Source organism: Candidatus Thiodiazotropha sp. AKAK3 (assembly GCF_058244645.1).
This window is the reverse complement of record NZ_JBSYOQ010000013.1, coordinates 1-15,803: the sequence shown is the minus strand read 5'-3', so window position 1 is coordinate 15,803 and position 15,803 is coordinate 1. Positions and strand designations below refer to the sequence as shown.

Annotated in this window: 17 protein-coding genes and 1 tRNA gene; 6 read left to right on the top strand and 12 right to left on the bottom strand. The window is 49.0% G+C overall.

Going from position 1 to position 15,803, the window contains the following annotated elements:
* Positions 1 to 56: 56 nt before the first annotated feature.
* The 5 genes from AC4IE7_RS01280 to AC4IE7_RS01260 form a co-directional block, all read right to left on the bottom strand.
* Positions 57 to 212: a hypothetical protein gene (locus AC4IE7_RS01280; RefSeq protein WP_490774990.1), complete on the bottom strand. Its 156-nt coding sequence runs from the start codon at positions 210 to 212 to the stop codon at positions 57 to 59.
* Positions 213 to 404: 192 nt separating this feature from the next.
* Positions 405 to 1,397 carry an oxidoreductase gene (locus AC4IE7_RS01275; protein ID WP_490774989.1) on the bottom strand — a complete coding sequence of 331 codons (993 nt, stop codon included), beginning with the start codon at positions 1,395 to 1,397 and terminating at the stop codon, positions 405 to 407.
* Positions 1,398 to 1,403: 6 nt separating this feature from the next.
* Complete coding sequence (locus tag AC4IE7_RS01270; RefSeq protein WP_490774988.1) at positions 1,404 to 2,927, bottom strand: fumarate hydratase; 1,524 nt, start codon at positions 2,925 to 2,927, stop codon at positions 1,404 to 1,406.
* A 55-nt stretch (positions 2,928 to 2,982) separates the two neighbouring features.
* Positions 2,983 to 4,176 (bottom strand): 2-oxoglutarate dehydrogenase complex dihydrolipoyllysine-residue succinyltransferase, encoded by a 1,194-nt coding sequence (gene odhB, locus AC4IE7_RS01265; RefSeq protein ID WP_490774987.1) that lies wholly within the window; start codon positions 4,174 to 4,176, stop codon positions 2,983 to 2,985.
* Complete coding sequence (locus AC4IE7_RS01260; protein WP_490774986.1) at positions 4,173 to 7,034, bottom strand: 2-oxoglutarate dehydrogenase E1 component; 2,862 nt, start codon at positions 7,032 to 7,034, stop codon at positions 4,173 to 4,175. The genes odhB and AC4IE7_RS01260 overlap by 4 nt, the downstream gene beginning before the upstream one ends.
* A 229-nt stretch (positions 7,035 to 7,263) precedes the next feature.
* On the opposite strand from AC4IE7_RS01260, the gene AC4IE7_RS01255 reads away from it, so the two are divergent.
* Positions 7,264 to 7,515, top strand: a complete 252-nt coding sequence (locus AC4IE7_RS01255) for a fumarate hydratase (protein WP_490774985.1) — start codon at positions 7,264 to 7,266, stop codon at positions 7,513 to 7,515.
* A 60-nt stretch (positions 7,516 to 7,575) separates the two neighbouring features.
* Here AC4IE7_RS01255 and AC4IE7_RS01250 read toward each other — a convergent pair whose 3' ends face one another.
* From AC4IE7_RS01250 to AC4IE7_RS01240, 3 genes are all read right to left on the bottom strand, one after another.
* Positions 7,576 to 7,851, bottom strand: a complete 276-nt coding sequence (locus AC4IE7_RS01250; RefSeq protein ID WP_490774984.1) for a DUF2934 domain-containing protein — start codon at positions 7,849 to 7,851, stop codon at positions 7,576 to 7,578.
* Positions 7,852 to 7,885: 34 nt separating this feature from the next.
* Positions 7,886 to 8,350, bottom strand: a complete 465-nt coding sequence (locus AC4IE7_RS01245; RefSeq protein WP_490774983.1) for a thermonuclease family protein — start codon at positions 8,348 to 8,350, stop codon at positions 7,886 to 7,888.
* A 125-nt stretch (positions 8,351 to 8,475) separates the two neighbouring features.
* Positions 8,476 to 8,552, bottom strand: a tRNA-Arg gene (locus tag AC4IE7_RS01240).
* Between the two features lie 316 nt (positions 8,553 to 8,868).
* Here AC4IE7_RS01240 and arsS point away from each other — a divergent pair.
* Genes arsS through AC4IE7_RS01225 form a run of 3 tightly spaced genes read left to right on the top strand, consistent with a single transcriptional unit; the run spans position 8,869 to position 11,222 of the window.
* Entirely contained in the window at positions 8,869 to 9,834 is a 966-nt protein-coding gene (arsS, locus tag AC4IE7_RS01235; protein ID WP_490774982.1) for an arsenosugar biosynthesis radical SAM (seleno)protein ArsS, read from the top strand.
* 46 nt (positions 9,835 to 9,880) lie between these two features.
* Entirely contained in the window at positions 9,881 to 10,570 is a 690-nt protein-coding gene (locus tag AC4IE7_RS01230) for a TIGR04283 family arsenosugar biosynthesis glycosyltransferase (RefSeq protein ID WP_490774981.1), read from the top strand.
* The gene (locus AC4IE7_RS01225; protein WP_490774980.1) at positions 10,560 to 11,222 is read left to right on the top strand and encodes a TIGR04282 family arsenosugar biosynthesis glycosyltransferase; all 663 of its coding nucleotides are present in this window, start codon (positions 10,560 to 10,562) and stop codon (positions 11,220 to 11,222) included. Before AC4IE7_RS01230 ends, AC4IE7_RS01225 begins: the two co-directional genes overlap by 11 nt.
* Here AC4IE7_RS01225 and AC4IE7_RS01220 read toward each other — a convergent pair.
* The 4 genes from AC4IE7_RS01220 to flgA form a co-directional block, all read right to left on the bottom strand.
* Positions 11,201 to 11,740, bottom strand: coding sequence for a hypothetical protein (locus tag AC4IE7_RS01220; RefSeq protein ID WP_490774979.1), 540 nt, complete (start codon positions 11,738 to 11,740; stop codon positions 11,201 to 11,203). The two genes, AC4IE7_RS01225 and AC4IE7_RS01220, sit on opposite strands and share 22 nt — an antisense overlap.
* A 314-nt stretch (positions 11,741 to 12,054) precedes the next feature.
* Positions 12,055 to 12,540 (bottom strand): flagella synthesis protein FlgN, encoded by a 486-nt coding sequence (locus AC4IE7_RS01215; protein WP_490774978.1) that lies wholly within the window; start codon positions 12,538 to 12,540, stop codon positions 12,055 to 12,057.
* Between the two features lie 5 nt (positions 12,541 to 12,545).
* Positions 12,546 to 12,869, bottom strand: a complete 324-nt coding sequence (gene flgM / locus AC4IE7_RS01210) for a flagellar biosynthesis anti-sigma factor FlgM (protein WP_490774977.1) — start codon at positions 12,867 to 12,869, stop codon at positions 12,546 to 12,548.
* 89 nt (positions 12,870 to 12,958) lie between these two features.
* Positions 12,959 to 13,672, bottom strand: a complete 714-nt coding sequence (flgA, locus tag AC4IE7_RS01205; protein ID WP_490774976.1) for a flagellar basal body P-ring formation chaperone FlgA — start codon at positions 13,670 to 13,672, stop codon at positions 12,959 to 12,961.
* 158 nt (positions 13,673 to 13,830) lie between these two features.
* Here flgA and AC4IE7_RS01200 point away from each other — a divergent pair, with 158 nt between their 5' ends.
* Both AC4IE7_RS01200 and AC4IE7_RS01195 read left to right on the top strand, forming a co-directional pair.
* Complete coding sequence (locus AC4IE7_RS01200) at positions 13,831 to 14,748, top strand: chemotaxis protein CheV (RefSeq protein ID WP_490774975.1); 918 nt, start codon at positions 13,831 to 13,833, stop codon at positions 14,746 to 14,748.
* A 41-nt stretch (positions 14,749 to 14,789) separates the two neighbouring features.
* Positions 14,790 to 15,623, top strand: a complete 834-nt coding sequence (locus AC4IE7_RS01195; RefSeq protein WP_490774974.1) for a CheR family methyltransferase — start codon at positions 14,790 to 14,792, stop codon at positions 15,621 to 15,623.
* The last annotated feature ends 180 nt before the right edge of the window (positions 15,624 to 15,803 follow it).

The window sequence follows — 15,803 nt, the reverse complement described above, 5'->3', positions numbered from 1 at the left end:
CTATATACGTAATATGCGGGCAGAGCAATTGGTGGGGCATGGCCCCACCCTACACTTTATCGACAGGTAGGGTGGGGCCATGCTCCACCAAATCGCCCTGGTAACTCATAAAAACCACCTGCAACCTTCCGCAGATCCTTAACTATCACCATAGCTGACTTTGCAGCGCCGTAGCCTGGATGGAGCGCAGCGGAATCCGGGTTATCCGACACATCTCTTCCCGGATTCCGCTGCGCTCCATCCAGGCTACATATTATCCAAAAAAAATAAGTTGGCCGCTCCATTTCAATAGCAGGTTCCTGATTTTGAAGGGTGGTCAGGTGGATTTTTAAACAGTTGGACAAGCCACAGGCCGATAGCTTATGAGGAGAATGGTGCGGTTGGGGCGCACCCTTCTGACTGGATTACTCCTGAATTGCCACCAGGGTTCGACCGTGTATCTCTCCTGTCAGCATGCGCTCAAAGGTATCAGGTAGTTGCTCCAGGCTGACACTCTGTTGAACGATATCATCCAAGTGTCTCGGTTTTAGGTCTGTTGCAAGACGCTGCCATATCTCCATGCGAATATCATAAGGAGCGCTGGCAGAATCGATACCCAGCAGGCTGACGCCTCTAAGAATGAAGGGCATCACTGTAGTATTCAATACATGTCCACCAGCCAGGCCAATGGAGGCGATGTTACCCCAGGGTTTAATCTTGCAGGCGATGCTAGAGAGCATTTCACCGCCCACACTATCCACAGCTCCACCCCAGAGTGCGCGTTCCAAAGCGTGGTGAGAGGATGTGATCTGTTCCCGTCCAAGTATCTCTTGAGCACCGAGGTGTTGCAGAAATGCATGTTGCTCCTGCTTTCCCGTAACGGCATGGACATCGAAACCTTCGCCGTCGAATATATTGACTGCGAGACAGCCGACCCCCCCCGTCGCACCTGTTACCAGAATAGGGCCCATATCCGGACGTTGGCCGTTGATTTCCATCCGGTGCAGCGCCAAAGCTGCGGTAAAGCCTGCTGTACCAAGCCCCATTGATTGAGCCAGGGTAAGCCCCTCGGGTAGAGGAATAACCCAGTCAGCAGGTACTCTGAGATATTCAGCATAGCCACCATCAGAGGTTGCCGAGAGCTCATAGCCTGTAACAATCACCGGGTCGCCTTCCTTGAAGCGCCTGTCATTGCTCTCTGCTACCTCTCCTGCGGCATCGATACCCCCAGTGAGAGGAAAGTGTCTCAATATTTTTCCCTTGCCAGTGCCGGCCAGGGCATCCTTGTAGTTGATGCTGGAGTATTGCACCCGGATCAACACTTCACCTTTATCCGGTGGTGCGAGAAGCAGCTCTTCAACGCCGGCAGAGTGTTGTGAATTGTCGAAGTGTATACGAAATGCGTTAAAAGAGGTCATGGTGGACTACTCCGTAACTACAGCTATTTTTCCAATCTTGCTCTGCCACTCTGCAGGACCGGTCTGATGAACCGAAACGCCCTGGCTGTCGACTGCGACGGTGACAGGGAAATCAACAACATCAAATTCCCTTATCGCCTCCATACCAAGATCCTCGAAAGCCAGCACGCGGGAACCACGAATCGCTTTGGAGACCAGGTAGGCGGCGCCACCCACAGCCATCAGGTAGACAGCTTTATGTTTTTTAATTGCTTCAATTGCAGTGGGTCCTCGCTCAGCTTTACCCACCATGCCAAGCAATCCTGCCTGGCCCAGCATCAATTCACTGAACTTATCCATACGTGTCGCTGTTGTAGGGCCTGCAGGTCCAACGACTTCATCCCGTACCGGATCTACAGGGCCTACGTAATAGATGAATCTATTATGAAAGTCGACCTGATCGGGTAGAGGTTCACCTTTTTCGAAGAGATCTGCAATTCGTTTGTGAGCAGCATCCCGTCCGGTCAGCAGTTTGCCATTCAGAAGAATCAATTCACCAGGCTTCCAACTGGCGATCTCTTCTCTGTTGACCTTATCCAGATCAACCCGGCGTGCCTGGGGTGAAGCCTCCCAGGTGACATCTGGCCAGTCACTGGCTTGTGGTGGAGTAAGCAGGGCAGGTCCGCTGCCATCCAGTGTGAACTCTACATGTCGGGTTGCCGCACAGTTGGGAATCATACCTACAGGCAAGGAGGCGGCATGGGTGGGAAAGTCACTGATCTTGACATCCAGAACAGTCGTTAGCCCACCAAGACCCTGTGCACCGATACCCAGGGCATTGACCTTCTCATATATCTCCAGGCGTAACTCCTCTTTGCGATTATGAGGCCCCCGGGTAAACAGTTCTTGAATATCGATGGGTTCCATAAGTGACTCTTTGGCCAATAGCATCGCCTTTTCAGCGCTGCCACCTACACCAATGCCAAGCATTCCCGGAGGGCACCACCCTGCACCCATTTTGGGGATCTCCTCAAGTACCCACTCCACCAGGGAGCCAGAAGGGTTAAGTACTTTGAAGCGGGATTTGTTTTCAGAGCCGCCACCCTTTGCGGCGATCTTGACCTCAACTTTATCACCCGCTACCAGTTCGGTATGGATGATGGCCGGGGTATTGTCACCGGTGTTTTTGCGTGAGCCCAGAGGATCGCTGACCATGGAGAAGCGCAGCAGGTTATCCGGGTGGGCGTAGCCATGCCGTACTCCCTGGTTTACCATCTCATTGATAGTCAGTTGGTTGTCCCAGGTGATCTCCATACCAATTTTCAGAAACACCACCACCATGCCAGTATCCTGACAGACGGGGCGCCTTCCTTCAGCACACATGCGGGAGTTAACCAGAATCTGAGCCATTGCATCTTTTGCTGCAGGGCTCTGTTCATTCTCGTAGGCTTTACCCAGGGCCTTGAGAAAATCGGCCGGGTGATAGTAGGAGATGAACTGTATGGCATCAGCAATGCTTTGGATGAAATCATCCTCGCGAATATGTGTCATAACCTATCCTATCCTGTTCTTATCTGCAGAAGATAAGGGGTACCATGTTAATTAATTAGATCTCCAGCAGTAAACGGCTTGGATCTTCGAGTAATTGTTTTATGGTTACCAGGAATTGTACGGCATCTCTCCCGTCAATAATCCTGTGATCATAAGATAGTGCCAGATACATCATTGGTCGTATAACGATCTCTCCCTTTTCAGCTACCGGACGTTGCTGAATCGAGTGCATACCCAGGATTGCGCTCTGGGGAGGATTGAGGATCGGAGTAGAGAGCATTGAGCCAAATACACCACCATTGGTGATGGAAAAGGTTCCTCCAGTCAGATCATCGTAGCTCAATGAACCCTGCTTGGCTTTTTCACCATACTCTTTGATGCGTTGTTCGACAGCGGCAAAGCTGAGTTGGTCTGCATCACGTAGAATGGGTACTACCAATCCACGAGGGGATGAGACTGCAATGCCAATGTCAAAGTAGCCGTGATAGAGAATATCATCTCCATCCATGGTGGCATTGATGATTGGAAACTGTTTCAGTGCTTCAACTGCAGCCTTGACGAAAAATGACATGAAACCGAGTTTCACATCATGGCGCTTTTCGAATGTGTCACGATGGGTTGCTCGCAGATTGGAGACTGCTTGCAGGTTTACCTCATTAAAGGTAGTCAGAATGGCGGCAGTTTGTTGCGCTTCGATCAGACGCTCTGCAACCCGTTTACGCAGACGGGTCATCGGTACCCGTTGCTCAACTCTGCCATCAGCATCAGCAGGAACAGCCTGAGTTGGTGTCGATTTTTTGGGTTGGCTGGCTTGCTGTGCAGGTTTGTCCGCAATGGCCGCTTCAACATCAGCTTTTACGATACGGCCGTTTTTGCCACTGCCCTTGATCGTATTGGGATCAATGCCACTTTCATTGACCAAGCGTCTGACTGCTGGTGACAAGACCGGGGAGTCTTCACTCTCTTCAGCACCGGTTTCAGGCTGGCTGGAAGGGGTTTCTTCTGCAACAGAGCCTGCCTCCATTAGTGCCAGAATATCCTCAGCCTGGACAGTTTCACCCTCTTTAAAACGTATCTCTTTCAGTTGTCCATCTTGTGGGGCTGGTACTTCGAGTACCACTTTATCGGTTTCGAGATCCACCAAAGTCTCGTCCTGTTTTACCGATTCACCCGGTTGTTTGTGCCAACTCAATATTGTTGCGTCTGAGACAGACTCCGGTAGTTGGGGGACACGTAGTTCAATGCTCATTGTTGGTATGCCTGATTCCTGTAATTCATTCTAGGGTTGATGCGTCCACTGAGCGCCTCATCTATCAAGGTCTCTTGCTGGGCGATGTGAACTGAGCGATAACCTACTGCTGGAGCAGCGGCGGTAGAGCGCCCGACGTAGTGTAGCTGTCTGCTTTTTGAAGTTAATGGGTAGAAGCGATGTTTTATCTGATCCCAGGCCCCCTGGTTCTGTGGTTCCTCCTGACACCAGATAATCATTTTGGCATTTTTATATTGCCGTATCACATTGTCGAACTCTTTTTGCGGGAAGGGGTAGAGCTGCTCAATGCGAATGATCGCAACGTCCTCCAAGCCTCTGGAGCGACGTGTTTCAAGTAACTCGTAGTAGACTTTTCCGGTGCAGAGGACAACACGTTTTACCTTCTTGTGATCGATCTCATCGATCTCATCGATTACATTCTCAAACTTGCCCTCTATGAGTGACTGTTTGGATGAGGTGGCGAGGCGATGTCTCAGCAGACTCTTTGGTGTCATGACAACCAGCGGATGACGATATGGACGCAGGATCTGACGCCGAAGCAGATGAAATATCTGTGAGGCATTGGTAGGGCAACAGACCTGAATATTGTGATTGGCGCAGAGGCGTAGAAAACGTTCGGGTCGGGCGGATGAGTGTTCTGCACCTTGTCCTTCATATCCGTGAGGAAGCAGCATCACGAGGCCACATAATAGTCCCCACTTTTCACCGCCAGAGGTGATGAACTGGTCAATTACCACCTGGGCGCCATTGGCAAAGTCACCAAATTGGGCTTCCCAGATGGTCAATGAATTTGGATCTGCTGTGGCATAGCCATACTCGTATCCCAATACAGCCTCTTCCGAGAGCAGGGAATCGATAACCACAAAATCAGCCTGATTTTGACTGAGGTGCTGCAGCGGCACCAGGGATTCCCCATCGCTCTGATTGTGTAGCACTGCATGTCGATGAAAGAAGGTTCCCCGTCCAGAATCCTGACCTGAGAGACGAATTGGAATACCCTCGGTCAACATTGAGGCGTAGGCCAGGTTTTCTGCAAAACCCCAATCGATCAATTGGTCTCCGTTGGCCATGCGACGACGTTCGGTCCAGATTTTCTCCACCCTGGGATGGAGCTCGAATCCACCAGGTACATGAAGCAACTGATCTGACAACTGGTTAAAGGTGTCGATTGATAAAGTGGTATCGCAGGGATGGTCCCATTCGATACCTTTAAAACCATTCCAGCGTACAGCATAGGGGTGGCGCAGTGCGCAGGTGACTGGTCTGGCCTCTACAATACCTGCCTCCAGCGATTCTCGATAGTTATCCACCAGGTCTCTGGCCTGTTGTGGTGTAATGACTGAATCTTGAACGAGCTTTTCACCATACAGGGTTCTTACGGTGGGATGGTTGCGGATTTTACGATACATCTCGGGTTGAGTCACTGACGGCTCATCCGCCTCATTGTGTCCTAGACGGCGATAGCAGATGACATCGATGACAACGTCTTTGCGGAAGCGCATACGGAAATCGAGTGCCAACCTGGTAACGAAAATGACAGCTTCCGGATCATCGCCATTAACATGAAAAATGGGTGCCTGAACCATCTTTGCAACGTCAGTACAGTAAAGGGTTGAGCGGGTGTCCAGTGGGTTACTGGTGGTAAAACCGATCTGGTTGTTGGTGATGATGTGAACGGTTCCACCGGTGGCGTAGCCTCGTGTCTGGGAAAGATTCAGTGTCTCCATGACCACACCCTGGCCAGCGAAGGCAGAGTCACCATGGATTAGAATTGGTAGTACCCGCGAGCCATCATGATCACCACGACGCCGTTGTCGGGCACGGACAGAACCCTCTATAACCGGATTGATGATCTCCAGATGAGACGGGTTGAAGCCCAATATCGTGTGCACGATACCACCGGGAGTATCGATATCTGTTGAGAAACCCATATGGTATTTAACGTCACCGGAGAGGCGTTGAGGATCAACAGTGACCCGGCCTTCAAATTCATCAAAGATCTCATGTGGCGGTTTACCTAGAATGTTGGTCAGGACATTGATACGCCCACGGTGGGCCATGCCGATGACGACTTCATTGATATCATTTTTGCCTGCATGTTGGATCAAATCATCAAGTAGAGGGATCAGTGTTTCACCACCCTCCAGGGAGAATCGCTTCTGCCCAACATAGCGTGTGTGCAGATATTTTTCGATGCCTTCTGCCGCAGTCAACAGGGTTAACAGCCAGCTCTTTTCCTTGACGCTGAATTGTTGAAGCAGGTGTCGCTGTTCGATGCGCTCCTGTATCCATCGCTTCTGCTTGGTATCGGTAATGTGTCCATATTCCGTACCGACACTGCCACAATAGCTCTTTTTCACCAGTTCGATTATATCCTTTAGCGCCATGCGCTCAGGGGCGAACAGGGAACCTGTGTTATATATAGTGTTTTGGTCAATGTTGTCGAGCTTGTGGTAAGCCAGATCGAGATCATCGACGGTCACCATCTCACGTAGCTTTAGCGGATCAAGGTTGGCATTCTGGTGACCCCGCATGCGATAACCGTTGATAAAGCGAAGCACAGAGGCCTGTTGCTCAGCAGCTGCAGGAGAGAGGTTTTCCTGTGGTGATGCTGTAGCAGAACGCTTCTCTTTTACCAGATGGAGGAAGCGTTGCCTAATGGGCTCATGGGCGGTATCGAGTCTCTCCTGATGGGGGAGTTGGTCAAATTGGTGTCGCCAATCTGGAGGTACGCTCTCAGGATCTTTGAGGTAAGATTCGTAAAGGTCTTCTACGAAAGAGGCATTGCCACCAGAAAAGGCGGAAGTGGATCTAAGGGAATCCAGATTTGTGGTCATCGTCTATTTGGAACCAATTGGCTAGTAAATATAACTTATTTTTGTGCAGCTATCAGTAAATGTTAGCACAGGCTGGGTATTTGGCAGTAGATATTGTAAAAAATTCGTTCATCCTGTGTCAGAATAGAATAAATTGTAAATAGATGACCAGACAAGGTGTTTGGAATGACTGGAGTCGTTAAGATTAGAGCGTACAGAATTAATCTGTCAATGAGCAAGGACTGAGAGATTGTCGGGCCAAAATCACAATAAACTAAGGGTCAATCTGAATCCGATCTCTTTGGAGGCGGATCTGGCCTATTTTGGTGCGCGCCTGGAGTTGGTAGGAGAGCCGGAAACGAGCTATCAGGCAGCTCAGCTAAAAGTATACAAAGCATTGGAGAGTGCACTGTGTGAAAATCTCAAGCGACTGCGCAAGAGTGAGTCCAAAACATCAGGTAAGAGTAAAAAGAGAGCGCCAAAAAAATCTGACAAGGCCTGATACCACTGAATTAGATTAACCTTTCAGACACTGTGCCTATCCTGGCATTATAGAGCTGAATCAGCTTTGACTCTCTTCTTTCAGACGCTTGTCGATCTCCTGCTCAGCCTGTGCCCAATCCTCAATAGATTTTCTAGGATCAAATCCATGTCTTTCGGCAATATAGTAAGCCGCTGTTTCGATCATCTGATACCTTAGAGTAGGATCTATGGTCGGCGGGTTCATTGGTGTCTTTGATTTATGCATTTTGGGTTTCTTGATCTTGTTTTTTTTCGAGCTCTCTTTTTTGCTCTTATCCTCAAGCTCTTGCTTGGTTTTTTTTGATTTTTTACCCATCTGATAGTCTCCTCTCAACGCAGACTTTCATAAATTAGTGTTGCTGCCAGAGGCCCACTTTTCTACCCCTTGCCAATCTTTCTGCGGCCAGGTAACCCCGTCGGGTTTCGGGATCAAGATGGGCTTCGTCAGCTACGCGTGCCATACCCGCTTTAAGCATACGCAGTGCGATGTCTGCGCCACCATGTTTCACTGTTCCAAGTATAACACCGTTTGCCATAACGACCCGGTATTCGATAGATATAGCGCGGCCGGCGGTAAGCATGTGTAGATACTGTTTTGCATCGGCACTGATACGTCTGGAATTTACCGGCGCTCTGATACCAAGCAGCTTTATCTGGCGTAGTCGCCCATCAGAGATGGTGGCTTGGAGCTGTTCACCACTGAAAACATTAATGACTCTTCCTTGCAGGCTGGCAGCCGCCACACAGTCAGGGCCCAGGCTGAATAGTAGTAGCAGGAGAGTCAGAGAGTTTGTGATATTTCGAACGAGGTTCATCTGATAGGGTCTCTTGTTACAGAGGCTGTTGGACTCAGTGCTGATATTGATTAAACACATAAGCGATTTAGACACTATCGGAGATGGTGGCTCAGCAGCTTAAAAGGTTTTCCTGGGTGCCGAGTTGGTGCCCTCGACAGGAGTCGAACCTGTGACCTATCGCTTAGGAGGCGATCGCTCTATCCTACTGAGCTACGAGGGCGGACGCCAGGCTATTGTCCCTGTATTAGATATAAAATGCTACGATGTTTTCTATTTTCTGAACGGATAAAGTCGAGTTTTTTGGTTGTATGATTGATATTGAATCATCAGGCTCGAGATGTTCATCCATAGGAAGACTAAGGATGGGATTAGTCAGGATTCCAGTAAAATTGCATCCAATATGGAAGCGTATCCGTATCCCTGATCAGATGCCCTAAAAATAGAGGGTGTGGCTATGCTCAAAAGGAACACCACTACCTGAAAGCCCGGCATGCGCAGTTGACGGGGCGTGGTTAGTAACAATTCGGGATTTAAATATGCTTGATACGGTACATCTACTAAGCCCTACATCCTTTCCCGCTATTCAGCGGGAAAGGCTGGAAACCCTGCAGGTAAATCTGGGATTTCTCTGCAACCTGTCTTGTGTTCACTGTCATGTAAACGCAGGCCCCAAACGTACTGAGATGATGAGTCGTGAGACTATCGATAATGTACTGCTGTTTCTTGAGAAGCAACAACTCAAACAGCTTGATTTGACTGGTGGTGCCCCAGAGATGAATCCCGATTTTCGCTACTTGGTGGAAGAGGCGCGAAAGATGGGTGTTAAAGTGATCGATCGAAGTAATTTGGTGATCATGCAGGAGGCGGGTCAGGAAGATCTGGCTGAGTTTCTGGCTGGGCATGGGGTTGAGGTGGTCGCATCTATGCCCTGTTACCTGGAGGAAAATGTAGATCAGCAACGGGGTAAAGGCAGTTATTCTCAAAGTATCGAGGCGCTGCTCAAACTCAATAGGTTGGGTTACGGTGTAAAAGATAGCGGCCTGATACTGAATCTTGTCTTCAATCCTCTTGGCCCGACACTTCCACCTCCCCAGGAGCCCCTGGAAGCAGATTATCGTCTTCAGCTTAAACAGCGGTTCGGTATTCAGTTTAATCAGCTGTTCACCATTACCAATATGCCCATTCAAAGATTTGGCAGTATGCTTCAGTCCAAGGGAGAGTTTAATAGCTACCTGAATCTGTTGCGAGGAGCCTACAAGCCTGAAAATTTAGCGGCTGTCATGTGCCGTAGCCTGTTGAGTGTTGATTGGCAGGGTTATCTCTATGATTGCGACTTCAATCAAATGTTGAAAATCCATCTTAAATCCGCTGAGAACTATCAACCCCATTTGAGGGATCTCTACGATGTGGATCTGAAAGGGTTGGATATCCAGGTGGCAGAGCACTGCTATGGGTGTACCGCTGGACAAGGAAGCAGTTGTGGCGGTGCGTTTGTTGAGTAAACGATGCCGCACCGATTGGTTTTGACTTTGAGGATACTATTCATCCATGTCGACTAAGTTGAGCGTGGTGATACCCTGCCTGAATGAGGGAGAAGGATTGCTGAAGTTGCTGCAGGATCTGCAGTATCTGCGCCACCAGGGGCACCAGTTGATTCTGGTCGATGGGGGTAGTGAGCCGCCACTCTCAACGTCGCTTCAATCTTATGTGGATCGGTTTCAGATTTCACCTCCTGGACGGGCAATTCAGATGAATTCAGGTGCAGCCATGGCCGATGGTGATCTGCTCTGGTTCCTGCATGCCGATAGTCAGATCAAGCCGGGTATCGAGCATGCGATACTGACTATTGCAGATTCCGACGCTCTATGGGGGCGGTTTGATGTTCGTTTTAACGGCACTCATCCCTTGTTACGAGTGGTGGCGTGGATGATGAACTGGCGCTCGAGGATGACAGCTATCGTCACCGGCGATCAGGGGCTGTTTGTACAAAAACAGCTGTTCGAAAGCGTCGGGGGATTTCCTCAGCAGCCATTAATGGAGGATATCGAAATCAGTCGTCGCCTGAAGCGTATTGCAGCACCTAACTGTTTACGTGAGCGATTGACCACATCCAGTCGTCGCTGGGAGTCTGCTGGGATAGTGTCGACCATTCTTTTGATGTGGGGTTTACGATTTGCCTACTGGCTGGGCGTCAGTCCCACCCGTTTAGCTGGATTTTATCGAAGCTATGGCCATTGAATATGAAACTGCATCGCCCTCAAATGCCGTGCTTGTATTTAGCAAGATCCCTGAAGTTGGGAAGGTGAAAACCCGATTGATTCCTGCACTTGGTGCAGAGGGTGCGGCAGAACTCTATAGCCGCTTACTGCAAAGAGAGATCCATTGGCTGGCGAAAGAGAAAAACTATCAAATCCAGCTTTGGCTCAGCTCGAATAAAGCTCATCCGTTGATACAAACACTGGCTGAAGATTACGATTTTACAGTTCACTATCAGCAGGGAAGTGATCTTGGTGAGCGTATGTTTAATGCGGCAAACAGAGCCCTGCGTCACTATCAAAAGGTAGTGCTGATTGGTGTCGACTCTCCTCCACTGACAGTTGATCATATACAGCAGGCCTTTACCTGGTTGGAGACTGAGGATGCTGTATTGGGGCCAGCCCAGGATGGAGGTTATGTGCTGTTGGGTTTGAAAGCAGCAGCAGCCGAACTATTCAGAGGCCACAATTGGGGAACAGAAGACGTTGCTGAAACCACCAGGAGCGCACTACGTAGTCTGGAGTGGAGTTGGCGTGAACTGCCGCTACTGTGGGATCTGGATCGCCCCGAAGAGTTGAAAAAACTTAAAGCTCTGGGTATCGAGGTGGACGGTCAAGACCTCTTGCTCGATTGACGCTTTACTTGCCAGAGGCCGGTCAAAGCCAGTAGCAGTGAAATGATGATTAGACCGGGGGAGTCCAGTAATGGGATAGCCCGTGGGTTAGCTGGTGGATTTGCCAATACAGTGGCACCAGGAATCAATGTCAGTCTCGAGCCCCAGGAAGCGTCGGTTTCATAAGTGTTAAAAATCGCCAGAGTCGTTACTCCGTTATTAGCAGAGATGTTTAAATCAACGGCGAAATCAGGTGTTAAACGCAGGATGCCTACCGTCCAGTCTGCAAGTGCAAATGTTTGAGTTCCTCCTGTAGTGGTGCCACCTGTAACGGTGAGAGATCCGGATATAACGCTGCCGAGTGGAAGAATGCTTCCGTCAAGGATAACCGCGTCATCCCAGGTAAAAAAACCACTGCCGGTCTCGCCATTGGTCCCTGTCAGGGTGAAATTTTGCCTCATTTCCACTGCATTTGCACTCGCACAGACAAGCAGAAACAGTACAGCGGGTAACAGGCGGAACAGGGTAACTCTTGTCATCATTTCTCCAGATTTAGGCTGAGGATCTGTGTTTTAGTAGGCTTCCTTTCTAAATTCCATTTGGGCACTTAGCGCCTAAAAATCACATCATGTGACGGTCTCTATCCCTTACCACGTCAAGTATAGTGCTTTTGGCTGTGCGAGGTCACGTTGGATTCCTCCAAATGACTAAATTTAATTAGAAAATAGCTGAAACAGTCGATGATGAAGCTCAGAATTAGTGTTTCGTTGGTATCTTGCTTCTAAAATAGACGATTTCTGCGATTAAGGGCACCTTATATCGAGCGGGGGTGCGAAAGTCTGCTAGTGGGCCGCTATGCCTTTCCAAGTGATTTCGAGCTGGTGGTTGGGCGGGACTCTCCAGCCGGACCATAGGTCTTGTCACTATTTGCACAACCTCGCAGAATATCCAGAGCTTGTGCGACCTGATGTTGATTCAGTTGCACTGCCCCCCCATTGATCTCATTCTGTTTCTGACACGCTTCCAGCAGTGATGAGAATTGACGCCAGAGTTGATCCAACTGATCACTGTTCTGGCACTGCTGAATAAACGCTTTATTTCCCTTTCGGTCAGAACTATATCCTTGGGAAACCAGCAGCTGATTGTGCTGTGAGACGCTCTTTTCTACTTCTAAGAGCAACTGCTTTTTTTGTTCGGTCAACTCTTCCAGTGCTTTTGAAGGGGGGGCTTTTAAAAGTTCAAATTCCCGCTTCAGTAACTCAAGCAGGCTATTAGTCTGCTCAATTTCGCTATTCAGGAGCTTGCTAAAAGTAGTTTGATGTTGAGTATTGTTTGGCATATCGGTTAAGGAAGAGAGAGTTCCATAGCCAGCATTTTATCGGCTGCTGTTTTAGGGTCGATAGTAAAACTTCCATTCGCAAGGGCTTGTTGTACGGCTTCGACCTTCTGTGCATCAACAATCGGCATATTGGCGATTCTTCCCTCAAGTTCCTGTAGTTTTCCGGCATCACCGGTAAGATCGAGGCGATCGCCGCCTGAGGTTGCTGCAGCTGCTGACGGGGCTTTGCTTCCGCCGGCCTTCCCCGAGCTTTGTGTCTTGCCACTTTTGCCGCTCTTGCCCGTTCCTTTCAGATTCCGGCTTGAAAGACTATTGATTTGAATGGGCATCGTGCTACCTCAATGAGATGTATACAAAGCTAATATCGTCTTATGTTAATGCAACTTAAATCATAGATCGAATTTCTGTGTAACAGACTTCAGTCGACCATCACCAATCCCTTCGATACAACTCGTGCCTCAATCTTCTTCTTTGACTTGCTGTTCACTACCGTAATCAGATCTCCAGGGTTGCCTTGTTTAATGGCTTTGCCTTGCATTCGCACCTGGATACCACCAGAGCCTGCCAGAATGGTTACCTGGTCTCCCCGTTTTATGGTTTTTCTTACCACCAGCATCGATGGGGTGACAACCTGGCCTCTGCGCAGAGTTCGCTTCAGGGTCTGTCCCACCACTTCGTCAACAGACTCAAAATATCCGCGGAGCAGGTGGCTGGTATCGGATATTTTTATTTTAAGATCTTTACTGTCGATCGCCTCTCCTCTGGGCAGGTCTCTGACGGCAAAGACGACCGGGGCCTGAATGCCTACATTGGCAGATATATAGAGTGACCAGGGGGCAGGGGAGGTACATCTGACGCCTACAGAGGTGCGTCCCAGCTTGACGCCACCAGGGGGGCTGAAAGCCTCCAGAGGAGTTTCACATTGCTTTAATTTGAGTCGATGATCCAAGGAGGAGATTTTTATGGTTGCTCCTGCCACATCCTGGGTCAGAGTCGATTGTAAGTAGTCTCTGGCTGCATCAGCAATGGATTGATGGGACTGATGTTCATTATCCGTGGGCTGGGCAGAGGCAGATCCTGCCAGGAGCAGTCCCAGCAGTATTCTGAGTCCTAGTGCTTTCGGATTGATCATTCTGTATCTCCACCTATTTGCCAATAAACTATGCAAGCAATGTGCCGTGGATAAATGGATCTGGCTGTTGAATTTATTAAGCCTAAAGGTCGAGGCCTGCAAGCCGCCATACCTATTGATGAAATTCAATATATATCACTAGATTGAGGTGTCAGAGAATGGCGTCAATGTTAGACAGTGTTGACCAAAGAACCAAGCTGGCTGGACAGAATCGTCTTGAATTACTGCTGTTTCGTCTATCAGGGCGTCAGATTTTTGGCATTAACGTCTTCAAGGTGAAGGAGGTGGTTCAGTGTCCACCTCTAACTGCACTGCCTGGTTCCCATGAGAATATAAGGGGAGTCGCCTCAATACGTGGCAACAACATCCCGGTCATGGATCTTTGTCATGCCATTGGCGGACCGAAGATGGGCAATGCCAAAGACTATTTTATTATCATCACCGAATACAACCGGCGGTTGCTGGCCTTCCTTGTCGGTAACGTGGAGCGAATTGTCAATACCCATTGGGAGGATATACTCCCTCCACCACAAGGGGTGGGTCGGAACAGTTATATGACTGCAGTCACCGAAATTGAAGGTGATTTGATAGAGATAATCGATGTTGAAAAGGTGTTGAGTGAAGTTTTGGGGATTGATGAAGAGATCACCAAGCCGATAGACGTAGAAGGTGCGGATGTTACAGCCTTTAAAGTCTTGGTTGTGGATGACTCGATGGTAGCTCGTAATCAGATCAAGAAGGTGCTTGAAGAGATCGGGCTGGAGGCGATCCTTGCAAAGGATGGCAAAGAGGCTTTGAAGCACCTTGAAAGCTGGTCTGAAGAGGGTAAGGTGAGTGACTGGCTGGCGATGGTGATTTCGGATATTGAGATGCCAAAGATGGATGGTTACTCCCTGGTGAGCGCAATTCGAGAAAATCCGAAGCTGACTGACCTGTATGTTATTCTTCACTCTTCATTAAGTGGTGTATTCAATGAGAGTATGGTTAAAAAGGTTGGAGCCAACCATTTTCTCGCTAAGTTTATGCCGGACGAGTTGGTTTCAACAGTAACTAAGCGTCTGAAAGATATTTCTTAAACGCTAGCCTTATTCATACAGCTGAATAACAAGATACTACTATGTACAACCGAACAGCGGCTATTTCGCCGGCAGATTATGAGGCGTTTAAGAATTTTCTGCAGCAGGCGTGCGGAATCCTGCTGGGAAATGGCAAAGAGTACCTTGTTTCTAGCCGTTTAGGTGGCGTTATGAAGGAGGCAGGAGTTGCCTCTCTCGGTGAACTGCTGAAACAGATCAAATCACCTATTCATTCCCGATTGAAGGTTAAAGTCATCGATGCCATGACAACCAATGAAACCTTTTGGTTTCGGGATATCGGACACTATATTCTGATGAAGGAGACAATCCTTCCCGATCTGAATCAGCAACGGGGTGGTGCGATACGCATCTGGTCAGCTGCCTGTTCCAGTGGTCAGGAACCCTATAACATCAGTATGATTGCAGATGAATATCAGGCAATGAAAGGGCAGGCTCGACAGGTTCAAATTCAGGCCACTGATATCTCCAGTAAAGTTTTAGATGAGGCCAGAGCTGGTGTCTACTGTGGTCTGTCTGTTGAGCGCGGCTTAACTGCCGAACAGAAAAGTCGCTTTTTCACCCCTCAAGGTGATTGTATTGAGGTCAAACCGGAGATCAAACGCCGGGTCAGTTTCAGGCCAATGAATCTGGCTGACAACTATCAGGTGATGGGGCGTTTCGATGTGATTTTCTGTCGCAATGTTCTGATCTATTTTTCCAATGAACTGAAAAAAGATATCGTTAATCGCATGGCTGATATTCTCAATCCTGGGGGATATCTTTTTCTCGGCTCCACAGAATCTATCAATCAATTAACCAATCGGTTTGAGATGAAGGTAGGTCATGGGGGCATCTCATACAGGCTTAAGTCCTAGTGTGGTGCGTCATATAAACCCTATATTTAGACAAGGCCTATCTCAGTTTGCGCTTAAATCACCTGCCTCGCCCTGCGGGAAGCCACTCAAGCCGCGATTGCGGCGTTGCACCCCTTGGTAAGGGAACAACCATTACCTGCGGGCTGCGCCTTGCACTCACGGCTTGAGCGGCTTTCTAAA

Coding starts and splice junctions, on each gene's coding strand:
- AC4IE7_RS01275 (WP_490774989.1), bottom strand. CDS start 1,397: ATGACCTCTTTTAACGCATTTCGTATACACTTCGACAATTCACAACAC.
- AC4IE7_RS01270 (WP_490774988.1), bottom strand. CDS start 2,927: ATGACACATATTCGCGAGGATGATTTCATCCAAAGCATTGCTGATGCC.
- odhB (WP_490774987.1), bottom strand. CDS start 4,176: ATGAGCATTGAACTACGTGTCCCCCAACTACCGGAGTCTGTCTCAGAC.
- AC4IE7_RS01260 (WP_490774986.1), bottom strand. CDS start 7,034: ATGACCACAAATCTGGATTCCCTTAGATCCACTTCCGCCTTTTCTGGT.
- AC4IE7_RS01250 (WP_490774984.1), bottom strand. CDS start 7,851: ATGGGTAAAAAATCAAAAAAAACCAAGCAAGAGCTTGAGGATAAGAGC.
- AC4IE7_RS01245 (WP_490774983.1), bottom strand. CDS start 8,350: ATGAACCTCGTTCGAAATATCACAAACTCTCTGACTCTCCTGCTACTA.
- arsS (WP_490774982.1), top strand. CDS start 8,869: ATGCTTGATACGGTACATCTACTAAGCCCTACATCCTTTCCCGCTATT.
- AC4IE7_RS01230 (WP_490774981.1), top strand. CDS start 9,881: ATGTCGACTAAGTTGAGCGTGGTGATACCCTGCCTGAATGAGGGAGAA.
- AC4IE7_RS01225 (WP_490774980.1), top strand. CDS start 10,560: ATGGCCATTGAATATGAAACTGCATCGCCCTCAAATGCCGTGCTTGTA.
- AC4IE7_RS01220 (WP_490774979.1), bottom strand. CDS start 11,740: ATGACAAGAGTTACCCTGTTCCGCCTGTTACCCGCTGTACTGTTTCTG.
- AC4IE7_RS01215 (WP_490774978.1), bottom strand. CDS start 12,540: ATGCCAAACAATACTCAACATCAAACTACTTTTAGCAAGCTCCTGAAT.
- flgM (WP_490774977.1), bottom strand. CDS start 12,869: ATGCCCATTCAAATCAATAGTCTTTCAAGCCGGAATCTGAAAGGAACG.
- flgA (WP_490774976.1), bottom strand. CDS start 13,672: ATGATCAATCCGAAAGCACTAGGACTCAGAATACTGCTGGGACTGCTC.
- AC4IE7_RS01200 (WP_490774975.1), top strand. CDS start 13,831: ATGGCGTCAATGTTAGACAGTGTTGACCAAAGAACCAAGCTGGCTGGA.
- AC4IE7_RS01195 (WP_490774974.1), top strand. CDS start 14,790: ATGTACAACCGAACAGCGGCTATTTCGCCGGCAGATTATGAGGCGTTT.